This window comes from Nitratireductor sp. WH36-1 (assembly GCF_058725515.1).
Genome location: NZ_CM178970.1, coordinates 565,956 through 583,359, shown reverse-complemented (window position 1 = coordinate 583,359; position 17,404 = coordinate 565,956). Strand labels below are relative to the sequence as shown.

The following is a 17,404-nucleotide window of genomic DNA, read 5'->3' as shown; positions in this document are numbered from 1 at the left end:
CCACCCATGGCCCTGTGGATCTCCGCCCGCCCGGAAGCCTGATAGGTCAACCAGCGACCAATCATTTCAACTTTAATGAGAGGTTTAAGTTTATTATATGGCGCGATCACGCCAGTCGGCGTCGCTTTCAGAAAATTTGAATAAAAATGTTACCCTACAGGCAGTTAGCAATCAAAGCCGGCTCATTTCAAGATTGAATTTCTGCGCGGATGTTTCACCCAGGAGTTGATCTTATCCATCAGCGCGCGCGGACTGATCGGCTTGGAAAGATAATCGTCCATCCCGGATTCCAGGCACAGATCACGATCACCTTTCAGGGCGTGCGCAGTCACACCGATAATGGGAACGCGCGTTCGCGCGACCTTCTCAAGCCGGCGGATCTCCCGCGTTGCCTCCAGCCCGTTCATCTCCGGCATTGAGACATCCATCAAAACCAGGTGCGGCTGGCTGTGCTCCCACGCCTCAACCGCCAGCCGGCCATTGTCGACAATCTCGAAGGAAAGCCCCGCTTCGCTCAGGATCTGGCGGAAGACAAGCTGGTTCACCTCATTGTCTTCAGCAACGAGCACATCGATGCCGCCCATTGCGGTAACCGGCGGTTCCGGCTCGGAGATGAAGGTTGCAGGCTCCACTTCCTCGGACCGGACTTCCGGCTCCGCAGCGACTTCCACGCCGTCATCCCCCTCTTCTTCTCGACCGCCATGGATGGCCTTGACCACGGCATCCAATAGCGCCGAGGCGCGCGCCGGCTTGATGAGATGTGAGGCAATGGACAGGTCGCGCGCGCCAAAACCGGACAGAGACTGATCAACGGAGGTGAGCAGCACCACCGGCGTGTGCGCAATTTCGGGTTCGGCGCGGATGGCCTCCACCATGTCGAGCCCGTTCATGCCCGGCATCTGGTAATCCACGACCACACAGTCGACCCGCAGCCCGAGCTCCGTGGACACTCTCAGAACGTTCAGCGCCTCCACTGCCCCTTCGGCAACGCAGGCATCGAAGCCCCAATGGGCCATTTGCTCGCCGAGGATCATACGGTTGACGGCGTTGTCATCGACGACGAGAACTCGGGCGTGTGAAACGTCGCCGGGGGCCGAGGGCTGGGGCGCCGCATCCGTGGCCTTCGGCAGCGTCAGGGTGAACCAGAAGGTCGAGCCGCGCCCTTCGACGCTCTCGACGCCGATTTCGCCGCCCATGAGATCCACAAGCCGCGAGGTGATCGCGAGCCCCAGCCCCGTGCCTTCGTGACGGCGGGTGGAAGAGGCATCAACCTGGCTGAATTTCTCGAACACCAGTGCGAGCTTTTCCCTCGGAATGCCAATGCCCGTATCCGTCACCGAGAATTGCAGATCGACCCTGCCGTCCTCTGCCTCCTGGCCGCTGACATTGACGAGAACATGCCCCTTCTCGGTGAATTTCACGGCATTGCCGACGAGATTGGTCAGGATCTGCCGGATGCGACCGACATCGCCCACGACCGCGCGCGACAGCCCCGGCGCCACACGCACGATCAGCTCCAGATCCTTTTCCTTGGCCCGTGACGACATCAGGGTCACCACATCGCCGACGGCCTCCCCCAGATGGAACGGACCTGCATCCAGAACAATGTGCCCGGCATCGATCTTCGAGAAGTCGAGAATGTCATTGATGATGTTGAGCAGCGCATTGCCCGACTTCAGGATAATGTCGGCGAATGTCTTCTGCTTCGCCGAAAGGTCCGTCTTGGCAAGCAGTTCGGCCATGCCGAGAACGCCATTCATGGGCGTGCGGATTTCATGGCTCATATTGGCCAGGAACTCAGACTTCGCCCGGTCCGCGATGATCGCTTCCTCACGGGCGCTGCGGAGTTCTTCCTCGCGCTGCTTGAGTTCGCTGATATCGACGCGCACGCCGACAAATGTGCCGTCTTCGGTCCGGGTATCGATCGCCTTGAACCAGCGGCCATTGGCATGGCTGCGCTCAAACACCCGGTGACGAACCTGATAGGACCGGAGATAGCCTTCGATCCAGGCTTCGGGATCGACATCATAAAGCGCATCGAGGTCCGGATCGCCGCTCTGGCGGAAATATCCCGCCTCATGTGCAAGCAACACCGCATCGCGCAGGGTCTTGCCGGGCTGCATGGCCGGGATCATCGCCGGCAGGGCCTCATGCAGCTTGCGATTGGCCAGCACATAATGATCATCACGGTCATAAATGACGACGCCTGCCGGCAGGGATTCAAGCACTTCTGCAAGCTGCCGCCGCGCGTCTTCAGCGTCATTCTCGCGTTTGCGGATATCAGAGATGTCGAACAGCGCGCCGACCACATAGGGCTTGCCGCTCTGCGTTTCGACACGATGCTTCCGCACGATGCGGTAATTGCCGATGCCCGGCTGCTCGAAATCTTCTTCGACTTCGTAATCTTCGCTCGTGTCGAGAACGCGCTGCTCGCTTTCCTCGAACGCACTTGCCAGTTCCGGGGAGACGAAATCGATCGCCCGTTTGCCCAGAATGTCCGGCACATCATCGCCGAGCGTCCGCTTGAACGCGCGGTTCACCAGAACGAAACGCAGGTCCTGATCCTTGGCGAAAACCGGATTGGGCAACTCGTTGAGAATGGCCTCGGCGAGTTTCGCCTTCTCAAGGGCGTCGGCGAGGGCATCTTCATGCCGCTTGAGCCTTGTGATGTCTGTGCAGATGCCGATCCTGCCACCATCCACCAGCCGCTTCTCGCGGTGCATGATCCAGCGGCCATCATGAAAGCGGAGCACGCTTTCGAAGGCCTCTTCGCTCTGCCGCAGGTCAAGAACCTGCCGTATCCACGCATCCGCCCCCAGCCCTTCGGTTGACCAGATCTCCCGCGTGACGCCAGCCCACAGAAGCGCCTCGAACGAGGTTCCGGGCCGGATCACATCTTCCAGCCCGGCATACATCTCGATCATCGCCCGGTTGCTGAGCACCAGACAGTCATCGGCATCGTAATAGCAGAAGGCGTCATGAGTAACGTCAAGCGCCGCCATCAGCCGGGTCAGATGCCCATCCGCGCCGCTGAAGCGAAATGGCAGCGACGCCCCGTCGCCCTCATCATCATTCGCCCCGTTTCGCAGGCAATCCATGGTCGACGTCACATTGTGCGCGACGCCCCGGTAACCCAGAAATTCTCCCCGCTCATCGAAGCGCGGAAAACCGGAAACGGAGATCCAGCGGCACTGCTCCGCGCCGCCCACGAGATCGTAGATGAACTGGCTGAAGGGTTTACGCGCGGCCAGCAGGGCTTCATGCGCCTCAACATCGCTGACCGGATGGAAAGCATTGCGGGCAAGCGTGATGCGCGAGCGGCCGAGAAAGCGCTCCGGTTTCAGCCCCGTGACGCTTTCGAATTCCCCGGAGATCCAGACAAGCCGGTGCTGCCGGTCGGTTTCCCAAACCCAGCCGGCAGCCGACCGAAGCAGTTCGGTCAGCTCATCACCGGAAAATCTCTGCGCGAAACCTGCGCCTTCGCCGGTCTCCAAACTCAGTTGCTCCCTTCAGAGGCACATAGCGATAGACATGCGCATGCACCGCGTATGCTCAGCCTGGCGGTCAAGCCCTGACGATATGCTAACCATAAAGTCGATTCGCACCAATATGACAGGCGGAGCTTGCCTCTCGCTGGAGTGTGCGCCCACCAGATCATGCCTTGAGCTGGATCTGAACCGGGAGTGAATAGCGATTACAGTACACGTTCAGGTGAATTCGGCTTTTCTACCTGCAGGGGCATAAAACTTCTGGAGGACTTCATGAAAAGCGCAATGCAAAAACTCGCTATGGCGCTGGTCGCCATCGGCGCAATGGCCACCACCGCACAGGCTGCCACCGGCACCAAGCATTATGGAAAATGCTACGTGAAGGAAATGTACGGCGGCCGTGAAGTAACCAATGCCTATAGCTGTCAGGCTGCAAATGTCAGTTGCCCGAACCCCGAATGGGGCGGCGAATGTACCGTCGACGGCAAGCTGGGCACGTTCAGCGATGGCGAACGCGCGCGCCGCAACGACAAGGCACTATAGAGCTTGCACCGGCGCAATACGTCTCCGCTTCCTGAGGAGCGGAGACGACACGCCAGATTGCCCCTGCGTTTCGCTCACCCAGCCGAGCCGCATTCGGCAGAGACAGCTTCCCTTCCGGGCCTTACGCCCAGATCGCAAGCAGTAGAGACACCGCTACACCAATGCCCAGATTGAAGATCCAGAACATCTTGCTGGAGACTGCCTCGCGAAAGGGCGTCCCCCTGGTCATTCGCCAGCCGATCCAGCCACCGGCCAGAAAAGCCTGCAGCATCAGATAAACGACCAGCACAAAGGCTCGAAGATCCAGCCAGCCTCTGGAAGGAACCAGTTCGGTCAGCAGCGGAAAACTCACGAGCATGGTGGCGAACGACCAGCCCGCGCCCATCAACAGCACGATCAAAAGCGCCTTGACCCAGCCAAGCACCGCCACCCCGTATCGCCCCGCACTCATCCGCCCACCTGTTCAATGCTGCATGCTCGCCTGCAAACGCAATCGCGCATCCGCCGGCGATTCGCCCTGAGGGGCAAGATGTATTGATGGTTTTCAGGCAATTGTGCTGGAAATGCGGTGTGATGTTCTTCCGCCCGCAACACAAAATACGGACCGGAAAGGATCAAAGCCGACACGCGCGCCGGGAAACTCTGACGTTGCTTCGGTCAGCCCGGGATCTGCGCCCTCAGCGCCCGATCATAACCTCCGGCTTCCTCAGCCCCGGGCGAAGCACCCGTATTTCCGGCACGGTTCTTTTCGCTGAGTTGCGCGGGCGATTGATCGTCTTTCACCGTCTGATCATCTCCGGACGCCACCTGATTGTGGGCACAGCCCGCAAGAAGAGCGAGAACAGGCAAGGCGACGCATAAGCGGATCATGGCAATGTCCTTCGGCTTTCACCCAATGACGCAGCGTAAGACGAACGCACGGTTTGGGTAAATGGCTGAAGCATCAGACGGACAACTGCCCGGCCGCACCGTTAATGAAAGGTTATGCTGAAAAGGAGAAGTGGCACTCCCAAGGGGACTCGAACCCCTGTTTCCGCCGTGAGAGGGCGGCGTCCTAGACCGCTAGACGATGGGAGCGCAGCGATTGCGGCGATATAGGCGCGTTCGCGGCCGAATGCAACAGCCGTTTTGCGATCTTTGTGAATTCGGCCAAGTTTTTTTGGCCGACCCCGATCATCAGGGCTGCAACGTAAACCGTGCGGCCATGTTACCGTTCGAAAGATCGTAAAGACGAAGCTCTTCACCGCCATCGGCCAGACGCACATGCAGGGAGATCCGCGCGCCGTCGAGCGACTGCGAAAGAACCCGTGCGCCCTCAGGCAGATCGATCACACCTTCCATGGCGTCACCCGGCAGGGCAATCGCGGCCGCCGGCTCCTCCGGCTTCTCGCTCAGCGTCTTGTAGACAAAGGCGAGCACGACCGCCATAACCGCGGTGAACAGAATGGCCAGATTGATGCCCATGAAGCGGACCATCTTGCGGCGCACTCGCTCGGCTGCCGGATCGAGCGTCTCCTGCTCCGGGGTTTCCTGTTCTTCTGGCGTGGCCATGTCTCACCGTTTTGAAAGCAATCTCAATGCGCGATCCTGATACCGAAGACCACAACGAATGGGAAGACGCAGACGCAAGCAAAGCGTTCACCGTTGACCCCGAAGACGCCGGAGAGCGGCTGGATCGCTGGCTTTCGGGCCGGCTGGGCGCGGCGGTTTCACGCAGCCGCCTGCAGTCGCTCATTCGCGCAGGCGCCGTACGCTGCGACGAAATCCCGGTCACCGAGACCAAGCACAAGGTCGCGGAAGGCGAGGTCTACGCCCTCATCGTGCCCGAGGCGGAGCCGGCGGAACCGGAACCCGAGCCCATCCCGCTCGACGTTCTCTATGAAGACGCCTCGCTGATCGTCATCAACAAACCGGCTGGCCTCGTGGTGCACCCCGCCCCCGGCAACTGGTCGGGCACTCTGGTCAATGCGCTGCTTCACCATTGCGGCGACAGCCTTGCCGGCATTGGCGGCGTGCGTCGCCCCGGCATTGTTCATCGCCTCGACCGCGACACGACAGGCGTGATGGTCGTCGCCAAGACCGACAATGCCCACCGCATCCTGTCGGAAGCCTTTGCCGATCACGGTCGCAGCGGCGACCTGGAACGCGCCTACACCGCCCTTGTCTGGGGCGCGCCGGAGCGTATGGCAGGCACGATCGACGCACCGCTTGGCCGCCATGCGCAGAGCCGCACGCTGCGCGCCGTGGTGCCCGCCGGCCGCAGCGACGCACGCCACGCCGTCACCCGCTACAGGGTGCAGAAGCGCTATGGAACCGACGGCGCGGGCAATGCATTTGCTGCACGGGTGGAATGCCGGCTGGAGACCGGACGCACGCACCAGATCCGCGTGCACATGGCGCATATCGGCCATCCGCTCATCGGCGACCGGGATTACGCCCGCGCCTTCCGCACCAAGGCCAACAGGTTACCCGAGGAGATACGCCCCACAGTCGCCGCTTTTCTGCGTCAGGCTCTGCATGCTCACCTCCTCGCCTTCCGGCATCCGGAAACCGAAGAACTGATGCGTTTCGAGGCCGATCTGCCCGCCGATCTGCTGGCATTGACAAAGGCACTTGATATTTTGTAATAGTCGGTACAATAATAGTGTCCACCATCTGGTGACACAATGTTGACAGCAGAGTGAGACTTTAACTGTCGGGAATCGTTCCTATATGGGATATGGTGCGGTGCATCAAAGATGATCGCGCTGTTTCCCATCCCAGCAAACGCCAAGACATAAGGCGTCCCCGCATGAGGGCGGATCCGGCAAAGGAGGGTGCTTAATGGCCCAGACATTACCCAGCGTCGCCACGGGCGAAGGCGGTCTGACCCGCTACCTGGAGGAAATTCGCCGTTTCCCCATGCTGCAGCCCGAAGAAGAGTACATGCTTGCGAAGCGCTATTCGGAGCATGACGACACGGCGGCTGCGCACAGGCTCGTGACAAGCCATCTGCGTCTCGTGGCCAAGATCGCCATGGGGTATCGCGGTTATGGCCTGCCGATCGGCGAAGTCATTTCCGAAGGCAATGTCGGCCTCATGCAGGCCGTCAAGAAATTCGAACCGGAGCGCGGCTTCCGCCTCGCCACCTATGCGATGTGGTGGATCAAGGCCTCGATCCAGGAATATATCCTGCGCTCGTGGAGCCTCGTGAAGATGGGCACCACGGCCAACCAGAAACGGCTGTTCTTCAACCTGCGCAAGGTGAAGAGCAAGATTCAGGCGCTCGATGACGGCGACCTGAACCCCGAGCAGGTTTCCGAAATCGCCACCCGTCTCAAAGTGAGCGAGGAAGAAGTCGTGTCGATGAACCGTCGCCTGTCGGGCGATGCGTCCCTCAACGCGCCGATCCGCGCCACGGAAGGCGAGTCCGGCGAGTGGCAGGACTGGCTGGTGGATGACGGCGAGAGCCAGGAAGACATGCTGGCCGAACAGGATGAGCTGGAAACACGCCGCCAGATGCTTGGCGACGCCATGTCCGTGCTCAACGACCGCGAGAAGCGCATCTTCCAGGCACGGCGTCTTTCCGAAGACCCGCTGACGCTGGAAGAACTGTCGGGCGAGTTCGACATCAGCCGCGAGCGCGTTCGCCAGATCGAGGTCCGCGCCTTCGAGAAGGTGCAGGAAGCGGTGCAGAATTCGGCCCGCCAGCAGGCGCTGGCTGCGAAGACACTGGCCGCCGAGGCCCATCGGCAGGCAGGCGCCTGAACGCGCCTTCCGCAATTGAGAATGAAAAAAGCCGGCGGTGATCCCGCCGGCTTTTTTGTTTCATCGAATTTCACGCCTGCCGTCAGACAGGGCGCCTGACCTGCAAGTGGCTCTAGCCGCTCGTCGCGTTCTGCCAGGCTGCCAGAACATCGTTGAAAACCTTCTCGCCTGGAATGCCCTTCTCAAGGGTGATGAGCGCACGCCGTCCGGACTTGTAGACGATGGGAATGTCGATCCAGCGCTGGCGACGCAGCAGCAGAAGATTGGTCTCGATATCGGCCGCGCTGTCGCTGAGCGCCACGAGGAAGAAGCCATCTGCAATCTTGGCCGGAATGCCAAGCAGCGGATTGCCCGTATCCTGCTCGGAGCGCTTCAGGGAAACGCGCAGGACATTGTCGATGCTGCCGCCCTCGAATTCGTCGGGCGTCAGGAAAATCACTTCCATGATGTGGCTTGCCGGCAGTGATTCATCCGCATTGCGGCGGATCGTCATTTTCAGCTGCAGGTTCTTCTGGGGAATGGTCGCCTCGGCGCGAATGGCCGGCTCCGGCGGCAGATCATTGCCCGGCGATTCCTGCACCACGGACCAGACCACGGCGCCGACATCGGCAGAGCCCTGCGAAACGCTGGTGCGCTCTTCATAGAAGATCGCCTTCTGGCCAACCGGAAGCGCCTGATCGGCACCCGCATCGCCATTCTGGGCAGGTGCGCCCTGCGAAGCCTCGTCACCAGTCTGGGTCGCCTGCGCGACCGAAGTCCCCTCGCCCACTCCCGGCTGCCCGCCAGCCGGCCCGTCATCCACCTCGCGGCCATCGGGCAGGAGGCGCTGCGTAAACTTGCGCGCCGGTTCGGGCGCTGCCGGCTCGGCAGTGGCGTCTTCGCCGCCTGCGGCCGCAGTGTTTGCGCCGTCGTCTCCGGAACTCTCACCGGCGGCAGGCGTGGCCGCCTCACCGCTGTCGGCCGCAACCTGCTCCCCGCCGCCACCGACGAGACCTGCAAGATCGTCCTTGTAGAACCATGCACCCGCGGCAATCGCCACGAGCAGCAGAAGCGCCGCGATCAGACCGCCGGAAACGCCCTTGCGCCCCTTGGCGCGCGGCGGCGGGGGCGGCGTTTCCAGCCCCGCTTCCGGTCCATCGACCCCACGATCCCTGTCGGACGCCTGCTCTTCCACACCGGCAACGACAGGGTCTTTCGCACCGTCATCCGCCTTTGCGGCATCGCCGGTTTCAACAGGGGCGGGAGCCTTCTCGTCAGGCCGTGCGGCGAAATTGCCGTAGAGCGGGTCGGCCGGTTTTACCGGGTCGACATCAAGCTCGGCAAAAATCTGGTCCAGCTCGTCCTGATCAGGCTCTTCGGGCGGTGGCGGTGGTGCGTATTCAGCCTCAACCTTGGCGATGGCGTCTTCGAGCAGCTTGCGCTGACGTTCCACCACCGCCGCAGAGGGCGCCGGCTTCACGCTGGCAAGCTTGTTCTCGATTGTCATTCGGGCTTTCTGATAAACGCGCTCACGCGCTTCCGGAGAATTCTCCGAAAGCGCATCGATCGTTTTCTTCAGAACCGCAGAAAAATCCGCCATGCCTTATCAAACCTGTTTTACTTTTTTGATCGCGCAGCCGCCCCACGGACACGCAAAGCAGTTCTGCCCGCGAAACTAGTCCTGAAAAGGATCGGTCACAAGTATGGCGTCTTCGCGTTCGGGGCTGGTGGAAAGAATAGCCACCGGCGCGCCGATCAGCTCCTCGACGTGACGCACATATTTGACAGCCTGCGCCGGCAGGTCCGTCCACTTGCGCGCGCCCTTGGTCGTGCCCTTCCAGCCTTCCAGCGTTTCATAGACCGGCTCGAGGCGCGCCTGTGCGCCCTGGCCCGCCGGCAGATAATCGATCAGTTCGCCATCGAGCTTGTAGCCCGTGCAGATCTTGATCTCGTCCATGCCGTCCAGAACGTCGAGCTTGGTCAGCGCGATGCCGTTCATGCCGTTTGCGACAACGGCCTGGCGCACGAGAACCGCATCGAACCAGCCGCAGCGACGCTTGCGGCCCGTCACGGTGCCGAACTCATGACCGCGCGTTCCGAGGAACTCGCCGACTTCGTTGTCCTGCTCGGTCGGGAACGGACCTTCGCCAACACGGGTCGTGTAGGCCTTGGTGATGCCGAGCACATAATCGATGGAGCCCGGCCCGAGACCGGAGCCCGTGGCTGCCTGACCGGCAATCGTGTTGGAGGAGGTCACGAAGGGATAGGTGCCATGATCGATGTCGAGCATGGTGCCCTGCGCGCCCTCGAACAGGATGCGCTGGCCGGCGCGGCGCGCGTCCTCGAGGATCTTCCAGACGCGATCCACATAGGGAAGGATCTTGTCGGCCACGGACGTCAGCTCTTCCATGATCGCCTCATGCGTCACTTCTTCATGGCCGAGGCCACGGCGCAGCGCATTGTGGTGCGTGAGCAGACGGTCGATCTTCATCGGCAGCGTGTCGGTGTTGGCCAGATCCATGACGCGGATCGCACGACGGCCGACCTTGTCTTCATAAGCCGGGCCGATGCCGCGGCGGGTGGTGCCGATCTTCGTGCCGGAATTGGATGCGGCGTCCTCACGGAAACCGTCGAGTTCACGATGCAGCGAGAGAATGAGCGCCGTGTTCTCGGCGATCTTCAGGCGGTCGGGGGTGACATTCACGCCCTGCTCGGCCAGACGGCCCATCTCGGCGACAAATGCATGCGGGTCGAAGACCACGCCATTGCCGATGACCGAGAGCTTGCCGGGACGCACGACGCCGGAGGGCAGCAGCGAGAGCTTGTAGCTCACACCATCGATGACCAGCGTGTGGCCGGCATTGTGGCCGCCCTGAAAACGCGCAACCACATCGGCGCGTTCCGACAGCCAGTCAACGATCTTGCCCTTGCCTTCGTCGCCCCACTGCGAGCCGACAACCACCACATTTGCCATGAAAAAGTCCTTCCCGGCGCAACGTCCGGCGGGTCCCCCGCCTGGATGATTAAGAAAACGAATGGCCTCTATAGAGCCTCAAGGCTCCCATGGAAACCATGCTGGCATTGTCGCTGCATGTTTTAACGCCGCATCGGGCGATCATGCCGCACTTGACTGGAAAAACGGATCGGCGTAACTCCGTCCGTGGGCCACCTCTCCCCACCGAGAGGCGTGCTATCTGTAAGGATAGGATATATCATGAGCGCACTCCCCACGCCGGACAACCGTCCGGCCAATACCCATTTTTCTTCAGGTCCCTGCACCAAACGTCCCGGCTGGTCGCTTGACGCGCTTGCCGACGCTCCCCTTGGCCGGTCGCACCGTTCGTCCGTCGGCAAGGCGAAACTGGCAGAGGCCATCGACCTTACCCGTGAAATTCTGCAGGTGCCCGCGGATTACCGCATCGGCATCGTGCCCGCATCCGACACCGGCGCCGTCGAAATGGCGCTCTGGTCGCTTCTCGGCGAACGCGGCGTCGACATGGTTGCATGGGAATCCTTCGGCGCCGGCTGGGTGACGGATGTCGTCAAGCAGCTCAAGCTCGAAGACGTGCGCCGCATCGAAGCCGGCTACGGCGACCTGCCCGATCTCGGCACAATCGATTTCGACCGCGATGTCGTCTTCACCTGGAACGGCACCACTTCGGGTGTCCGTGTTCCCGATGGCAATTTCATTCCCGCCGACCGTGCGGGCCTGACGATCTGCGACGCCACCTCGGCTGCATTCGCCCAGCGCCTGCCCTTCGACAAGCTCGATGTCGTCACCTTCTCCTGGCAGAAGGTTCTGGGCGGAGAAGGCGCGCATGGCGTCATCATCCTGTCCCCGCGCGCCGTCGAGCGTCTGGAAAACTACGCACCGGCATGGCCGCTGCCGAAAATCTTCCGTCTCACCAAGGGCGGCAAGCTGATTGAAGGCATCTTCCGCGGCGAGACCATCAACACGCCGTCAATGCTTTGCGTGGAAGACTATATCGACGCGCTGAACTGGGCAAAGTCCGTCGGCGGCCTCGACGGTCTTGTCGACCGCGCCAATGCAAACTTCGCCGTGATCGACGAGTTCGTGCGAAAGAGCGACTGGCTCGATCATCTGGCCAAAGTGCCTGCCACGCGCTCCAACACCTCGGTCTGCCTGTCGATCATCGATCCCGAGATCGCCGCACTCGATGCGGCTGATCAGGCGGTCTTCGCCAAGGGCATGGTTTCGGCTCTCGCCAAGCAGGGTGTCGCCTACGATATCGGCCATTACCGCGATGCGCCTTCGGGTCTGCGGATCTGGGCCGGCGCGACTGTCGAGGCATCCGATCTGGAAGCCCTGATGCCGTGGCTCGACTGGGCATTCCAGTCGCAGAAGGCCGGCCTCAAGGCCGCAGCCTGACAGGCTCACGCTGAATTTGCGGCTCCGCGCGCGGAGCCGCCACACCTGATTTCATTGCAAAGCAACAGGAGGCCCTGATGGCGCCCCGCGTACTCGTATCCGATAAACTTTCGCCCACCGCCGTTGAAATCTTCAAGGATCGCGGCATCGAGGTGGATTACCTGCCCGACCTCGGCAAGGACAAGGAAAAGCTCCTCTCCGTCATCGACCAGTATGACGGTCTCGCCATCCGCTCGGCGACCAAGGTCACCGAAAAGCTGATCAACAACGCCACCAATCTCAAGGTTGTCGGCCGCGCCGGCATCGGCGTCGACAATGTCGACATTCCGGCTGCCTCGCGCCGTGGTATCATCGTGATGAATACGCCTTTCGGCAACTCCATCACCACCGCCGAGCATGCCGTCGCCATGATCTTCGCCGTTGCGCGCCAGATTCCGGAGGCCAACACCTCGACCCACGAAGGCAAGTGGGAAAAGAACCGCTTCATGGGTGTCGAGATCACCGGCAAGACGCTGGGTGTGATCGGCTGCGGCAATATCGGTTCCGTGGTCGCCATGCGCGCCATCGGGCTCCGGATGCACGTCGTTGCCTTCGATCCGTTCCTTTCGGCAGAGCGCGCGGCAGAGCTGGGCGTCGAGAAGGTCGAGCTTGAAGACCTCTTCAAACGCGCCGATTTCATCACGCTGCACACGCCGCTCACCGACAAGACGCGCGGCATCATCGACAAGGACGCCATCGCCAAGATGAAGAAGGGCGTGCGCATCATCAACTGCGCGCGCGGCGGTCTGGTCAACGAAGCCGATCTGGTGGAAGCACTCAAATCGGGCAAGGTCGCAGGCGCCGGCATCGACGTGTTTGAGACGGAGCCGGCAACGGAAAACCCGCTCTTCAACATGCCCAACGTGGTTTGCACCCCGCATCTGGGCGCATCGACCAGCGAGGCTCAGGAGAACGTGGCCATCCAGGTGGCCGAACAGATGTCGGATTACCTGACGAAGGGCGCGGTCACCAACGCGATCAACATGCCCTCGATCAGCGCCGAAGAGGCGCCGCGCCTGAAACCCTTCATCAAGCTCGCTGAAGTGCTCGGTGCGTTTGTCGGCCAGGTGACCGACGAAGCCATCGAAGAAGTCGAGATCCTGTTCGACGGCTCCACCACGGAGATGAACCGCCGCGCGCTGATCAGCGCCGCCCTTGCCGGTCTGATCCGTCCGCAGGTGGCCGACGTCAACATGGTGTCCGCACCGGTGATGGCCAAGGAACGCGGCATCATCCTGTCGGAAGTCAAGCGCGACAAGTCGGGCGTGTTCGACGGCTACATCAAGCTGACCGTCAAGTCCTCGAAGAAGACGCGCACCATTGCCGGCACGGTGTTCTCCGACGGCAAGCCGCGCTTCATCCAGATCAAGGGCATCAACCTCGACGCCGAGGTCGGCCAGCACATGCTCTACACGACCAATTACGACGTGCCGGGCATCATTGGTCTGCTGGGCTCGATCTGCGCCAAGCATCAGGTCAACATCGCCAACTTCCAGCTGGGCCGCAACCGGCCGGGCGGCGATGCGATCGCTCTCCTCTATCTCGACGCGCCGTTCCCTGCGGATGTCCTGAAAGAGCTCCGCGCAACCGATGTCATCCTGTCCGCCAAGCCACTCTCGTTCGACGTGGCCGGATAAGCGACCGGTTTCAGAATCGGGAAGACAGAATGCCGGCGCTATGCGCCGGCATTTTTGCGTCCGCTGTGTTCTGCCAGCCAGATGCCGCCGAGCACCAGCGTCAGCGCAACGGCGTGATAGGCGAAGAAGTCCTCGCCAAGAATGACGATGGAAAGAAGCGTCCCGAAGATCGGCACGAGATTGATGAACAGCCCGGCACGGTTGCCGCCGATCAGTTCATTGCCGCGAATATAGAGGCTCTGGGCGAGGAGCGACGGGAACACGACCACATAGCCCACCACCATCCAGCCCTGTGCATCCGGCACGATCAACCGGTCCGTCGCCGCCTCCCAGGCGACCAGCGGGAACGAGGCGAGAAGGGCAAACAGCGACAGCACGAACATCAGGCTCAGCCAATGGATGTCGGGCTTGAGGCGCAGGCCGACCGTGTAGGCCGCATAAAGCAGGACCGCGACAAGCATCAGCGCATCGCCGAAATTCACATCCAGATCGAGCAGACGCGCGAACTCGCCGTGGCTCGCAACAATCGCCACGCCCACAAGGGACAGCATGAACCCGGCAACCTGCAGGGCGGTGACGCGGAGCCGGAAAAGAAGGAAATTCACGACGAAAATCACCATCGGGATCGCCCCCTGCTCGATGGCGATGTTGATTGCCGAGGTGAATTGGGCGGAGCTGTAGAACAGCGCGTTGAACCCGGTGAAGCCCATCATGCCAAGAAACGCCAGCAGCGGAAGCTTGGCGCGAATGGCTGGCCAGTCACGCTTGAGATGCGGCCACGCGAAATAAACCAGCAGTGAGGAGCTGAGGATCCAGCGCAGCGTTGTCAGCATCATGGGCGAAACATGGCCGACAGCAAGGCGACTGGCCACGGCATTGCCGCCCCAGAACAGGGTTGTCAGACACAGAAAAATATAGGCTTGGCGATACATGAGACGAAACAACCTGCTGAAACGCGGGCTTGATAGGACCTCAGTGGCCAAACGTAAATGCCAGTGTCACAATTTGACAGCCGCACCATTGCATAAGGGGCGTTGCCGAGTTCAGAAACTGGGGCAAAGCGAATCGGCGTTTTTCATGAATTACTTGCTTCCAACTGGTTGTAAATAAAACATAACCAACTGAAGATTGCGAAGGTGATCAACATATGGCAAAGCGCAATGATGGTAGCTTGTGCATGCTGGACAGGAACAAGATTTGAACGACGCCTCCAAACCAACGGGAAAAAAGTCCGCTCCCGTTGAAGACAAGGCCAGACGCGCTGCGAAGCGCAGCCCGTCTTTGGAGGCAACGCCCGATCTTGAAGATGTTCTTGATCGCGGAGCATCCCTGCGCAAGCGCCGACTGCTGCGCAACCTGCGGCCCATGCTGCCGGAAATCCTCGCTGCAGGCGTTCTTCAATGCCTTGTCTACACGGCCTTCATCCTGAATGCATCGCGCAGCGACTGGGGCAATCTCGCCATCGTCTGCGTGATCCTGTTGGCGCTGCCTTTCGTCATAGCGCTCGCCTTGCTTGGTTTTCGCCGGCAACGAAACACGTTCACGATCGCCATCTTCATCACATTCGTGGTCTTCACAACGGCCGTTGCCTTTCTCTCGGGCCTGCGCATTCGGATCAGTTATTCTGCTTTGCTGGTCGCCTATCTGGTCGCGAACGTGTTGATGTCGATAGCCAATCTGCGTCTTCACCGCTCGCTGGAAGATCACATCGCACTGCTGGACTTTCCCGGCGCCCGTCAAGTGGCCAGCCGCCTTTCAGGCAAGGTCGCGGTCATCACCGACAAGAATGCCGATATCGGCGCTTACGACCGCATCCTGATCGACAGCAAGACCCATCACAATCCCGAATGGTCAGGCTTTCTGACCAAGGCCTACATGGTCGGCGTCGATGTCACGCCCTGGTTCAATTTTCTCGAACTGCGCGATGGCCGGGTTGATGTCGATGCATTCGATGTCTCCCATCTCGCCTATTCGCCCAGCCAGATCTATTATTCCAAGGCCAAGCGCGCGTTGGATCTGTTTGCCGTCATCATCACAGTGCCGCTCACCGTGCCGCTGGGCTTTGTGATCTGGCTTTACATCCGCATGCTGGATGGCGGCACTGCCATCTTCGTGCAGCAACGCCGGGGCTATGGCGGCCGCTCCTTCAACATGCTGAAGTTTCGCACCATGCATCATGGCCGCCAGGGCGGCTCGACGCAGGTCAACGACGACCGCATCATCAGGGGGTGCCGTTTTCTGCGCCGGCTGCGGCTCGATGAACTCCCCCAGCTCCTCAACATCTGGCGCGGCGAGATGAGCCTTGTGGGCCCACGCCCCGTGGCCGAATACGTGGCGCAGGCGAGCGAGGCGGAAGAGCCCAAATTCATTCACCGCACCATGGTTCTTCCGGGCATCACTGGCTGGGCACAGGTGAATTCCGGCTATGCAAGCACGACCCGGGAAGAGATCACCAAGCTCTCCTACGACCTCTACTACATCAAACACCTGTCGTTTGATCTGGACATGCTGATCATTCTCTCGACGATCAGAACGGTCCTGTTCGGGCGCGGCGCACGCTGAAGCGCCCCCGCACACGGCACGACATTCCACCCGCAATAAAAATGCTCTAAAGAGAAGCCCGCGCACGCTGCGTCAACAGGAGGAGACTGCCGATATGAGCCATCCGAAGATCATCTGCATGGGCGAACCGCTGATCGAGTTCAACCAGGTGGACGACACGGGCCGTTACCTCTTCGGCCATGGCGGCGACACCTCAAACTGCGCCATCGCAGCCGCGCGCGCCGGTGCATCGGTCGGGTTCTTCACCGCGCTCGGCGCAGACGAATTCGGCGACAGCCTGATGCAGCTCTGGGCAGACAATGGCGTGGATGCCAGCCACGTCCTGCGCAACCCGGATGCCCATACGGGTGTCTACTTCGTCAGCCATGGCGAGAACGGCCATGTCTTTTCCTATCTGCGCAAGGGGTCGGCGGCGAGCCGCGTCGCCCCGCGCGACCTGCCCCGCAGCGCCATCGAGAATGCGGATATCCTGCATCTCTCGGGCATCTCCATGGCCATCAGCGCCGATGCGAGCGATGCGGTTCTCGAAGCGATCGACATTGCCCGCGCCGCCGGCGCCAAAGTCTCGTTCGACACCAATCTGCGCCTGAAACTGTGGCCGCTCGAGCGCGCCCGTGCGCTGACCGAAGCCGCCATGCGCAAGGCCGACATCGCGCTTCCCGGTCTGGAAGACGCCGAACAGCTCGTCGGCATCAGCGACCCGGACGCCATCGCCGATCATTATCTGGGTCTTGGCGCAGGCATCGTCGCGCTGACGCTCGGCAAGGATGGCTGCCTCGTCGCCACGCCCGACGAGCGCCGCCGCGTGCCCGGCATCAGGGTCAGCGCCGTAGACGCCACGGGTGCGGGCGACACGTTCGATGGCAATTTCCTCGCCGAGCTCAATCGCCATGGCGACCCTTTCGAGGCAGCGCGCTACGCCAATGCGGCCGCTGCCCTTTCCACGCAGGGCTTTGGCGCAGTCGCTCCCATGCCCATGCGCGAAACGGTTTTGAAGGCGCTCGCGGAAGCCGCCTGAT

13 protein-coding genes and 1 tRNA gene are annotated in these 17,404 nt (G+C 61.3%); 7 read left to right on the top strand and 7 right to left on the bottom strand.

From position 1 onward, the window contains the following. Positions 1–182 precede the first annotated feature (182 nt). Positions 183–3,494, bottom strand: a complete 3,312-nt coding sequence (locus AC4PTT_RS02805; protein ID WP_492162066.1) for a response regulator — start codon at positions 3,492–3,494, stop codon at positions 183–185. Between the two features lie 267 nt (positions 3,495–3,761). Between AC4PTT_RS02805 and AC4PTT_RS02800 the strand changes: the two genes are divergently transcribed. Next, positions 3,762–4,031, top strand: coding sequence for a hypothetical protein (locus AC4PTT_RS02800; RefSeq protein ID WP_206546050.1), 270 nt, complete (start codon positions 3,762–3,764; stop codon positions 4,029–4,031). Between the two features lie 121 nt (positions 4,032–4,152). Here AC4PTT_RS02800 and AC4PTT_RS02795 read toward each other — a convergent pair whose 3' ends face one another. The 3 genes from AC4PTT_RS02795 to AC4PTT_RS02785 form a co-directional block, all read right to left on the bottom strand. Then, complete coding sequence (locus AC4PTT_RS02795) at positions 4,153–4,461, bottom strand: hypothetical protein (protein WP_113153380.1); 309 nt, start codon at positions 4,459–4,461, stop codon at positions 4,153–4,155. A gap of 571 nt (positions 4,462–5,032) precedes the next feature. Further along, positions 5,033–5,108: transfer RNA gene (locus AC4PTT_RS02790), tRNA-Glu, on the bottom strand. 99 nt (positions 5,109–5,207) lie between these two features. Then, positions 5,208–5,582, bottom strand: a complete 375-nt coding sequence (locus AC4PTT_RS02785) for a fimbrial protein (protein ID WP_113153382.1) — start codon at positions 5,580–5,582, stop codon at positions 5,208–5,210. A 26-nt stretch (positions 5,583–5,608) separates the two neighbouring features. Between AC4PTT_RS02785 and AC4PTT_RS02780 the strand changes: the two genes are divergently transcribed. Further along, positions 5,609–6,658 carry an RluA family pseudouridine synthase gene (locus AC4PTT_RS02780; protein WP_492162065.1) on the top strand — a complete coding sequence of 350 codons (1,050 nt, stop codon included), beginning with the start codon at positions 5,609–5,611 and terminating at the stop codon, positions 6,656–6,658. Positions 6,659–6,854: 196 nt separating this feature from the next. Then, positions 6,855–7,778 carry an RNA polymerase sigma factor RpoH gene (gene rpoH, locus AC4PTT_RS02775; RefSeq protein WP_113153384.1) on the top strand — a complete coding sequence of 308 codons (924 nt, stop codon included), beginning with the start codon at positions 6,855–6,857 and terminating at the stop codon, positions 7,776–7,778. Positions 7,779–7,890: 112 nt separating this feature from the next. Here rpoH and AC4PTT_RS02770 read toward each other — a convergent pair whose 3' ends face one another. Together AC4PTT_RS02770 and AC4PTT_RS02765 are read right to left on the bottom strand one after the other, a co-directional pair. Then, entirely contained in the window at positions 7,891–9,357 is a 1,467-nt protein-coding gene (locus AC4PTT_RS02770) for a hypothetical protein (protein ID WP_492162064.1), read from the bottom strand. A gap of 75 nt (positions 9,358–9,432) precedes the next feature. Then, complete coding sequence (locus tag AC4PTT_RS02765; protein ID WP_206547968.1) at positions 9,433–10,731, bottom strand: adenylosuccinate synthase; 1,299 nt, start codon at positions 10,729–10,731, stop codon at positions 9,433–9,435. A 240-nt stretch (positions 10,732–10,971) separates the two neighbouring features. On the opposite strand from AC4PTT_RS02765, the gene AC4PTT_RS02760 reads away from it, so the two are divergent. Continuing rightward, positions 10,972–12,147, top strand: a complete 1,176-nt coding sequence (locus AC4PTT_RS02760) for a phosphoserine transaminase (RefSeq protein ID WP_492162063.1) — start codon at positions 10,972–10,974, stop codon at positions 12,145–12,147. 77 nt (positions 12,148–12,224) lie between these two features. Further along, a complete protein-coding gene (gene serA, locus AC4PTT_RS02755; RefSeq protein ID WP_206545739.1) occupies positions 12,225–13,823 on the top strand; it encodes a phosphoglycerate dehydrogenase in 1,599 nt (532 codons plus the stop codon). A 38-nt stretch (positions 13,824–13,861) separates the two neighbouring features. Here the strand turns inward: serA and AC4PTT_RS02750 are convergent, their stop codons facing one another. Beyond that, positions 13,862–14,755 (bottom strand): DMT family transporter, encoded by an 894-nt coding sequence (locus AC4PTT_RS02750; RefSeq protein WP_206545738.1) that lies wholly within the window; start codon positions 14,753–14,755, stop codon positions 13,862–13,864. A gap of 265 nt (positions 14,756–15,020) precedes the next feature. Between AC4PTT_RS02750 and AC4PTT_RS02745 the strand changes: the two genes are divergently transcribed. Together AC4PTT_RS02745 and AC4PTT_RS02740 are read left to right on the top strand one after the other, a co-directional pair. Next, on the top strand, positions 15,021–16,385 hold the full coding sequence (locus AC4PTT_RS02745) for a sugar transferase (protein ID WP_492162062.1): 1,365 nt from the start codon (positions 15,021–15,023) through the stop codon (positions 16,383–16,385). Positions 16,386–16,479: 94 nt separating this feature from the next. After that, on the top strand, positions 16,480–17,403 hold the full coding sequence (locus tag AC4PTT_RS02740; protein ID WP_492162061.1) for a sugar kinase: 924 nt from the start codon (positions 16,480–16,482) through the stop codon (positions 17,401–17,403). Position 17,404: the final 1 nt, after the last annotated feature.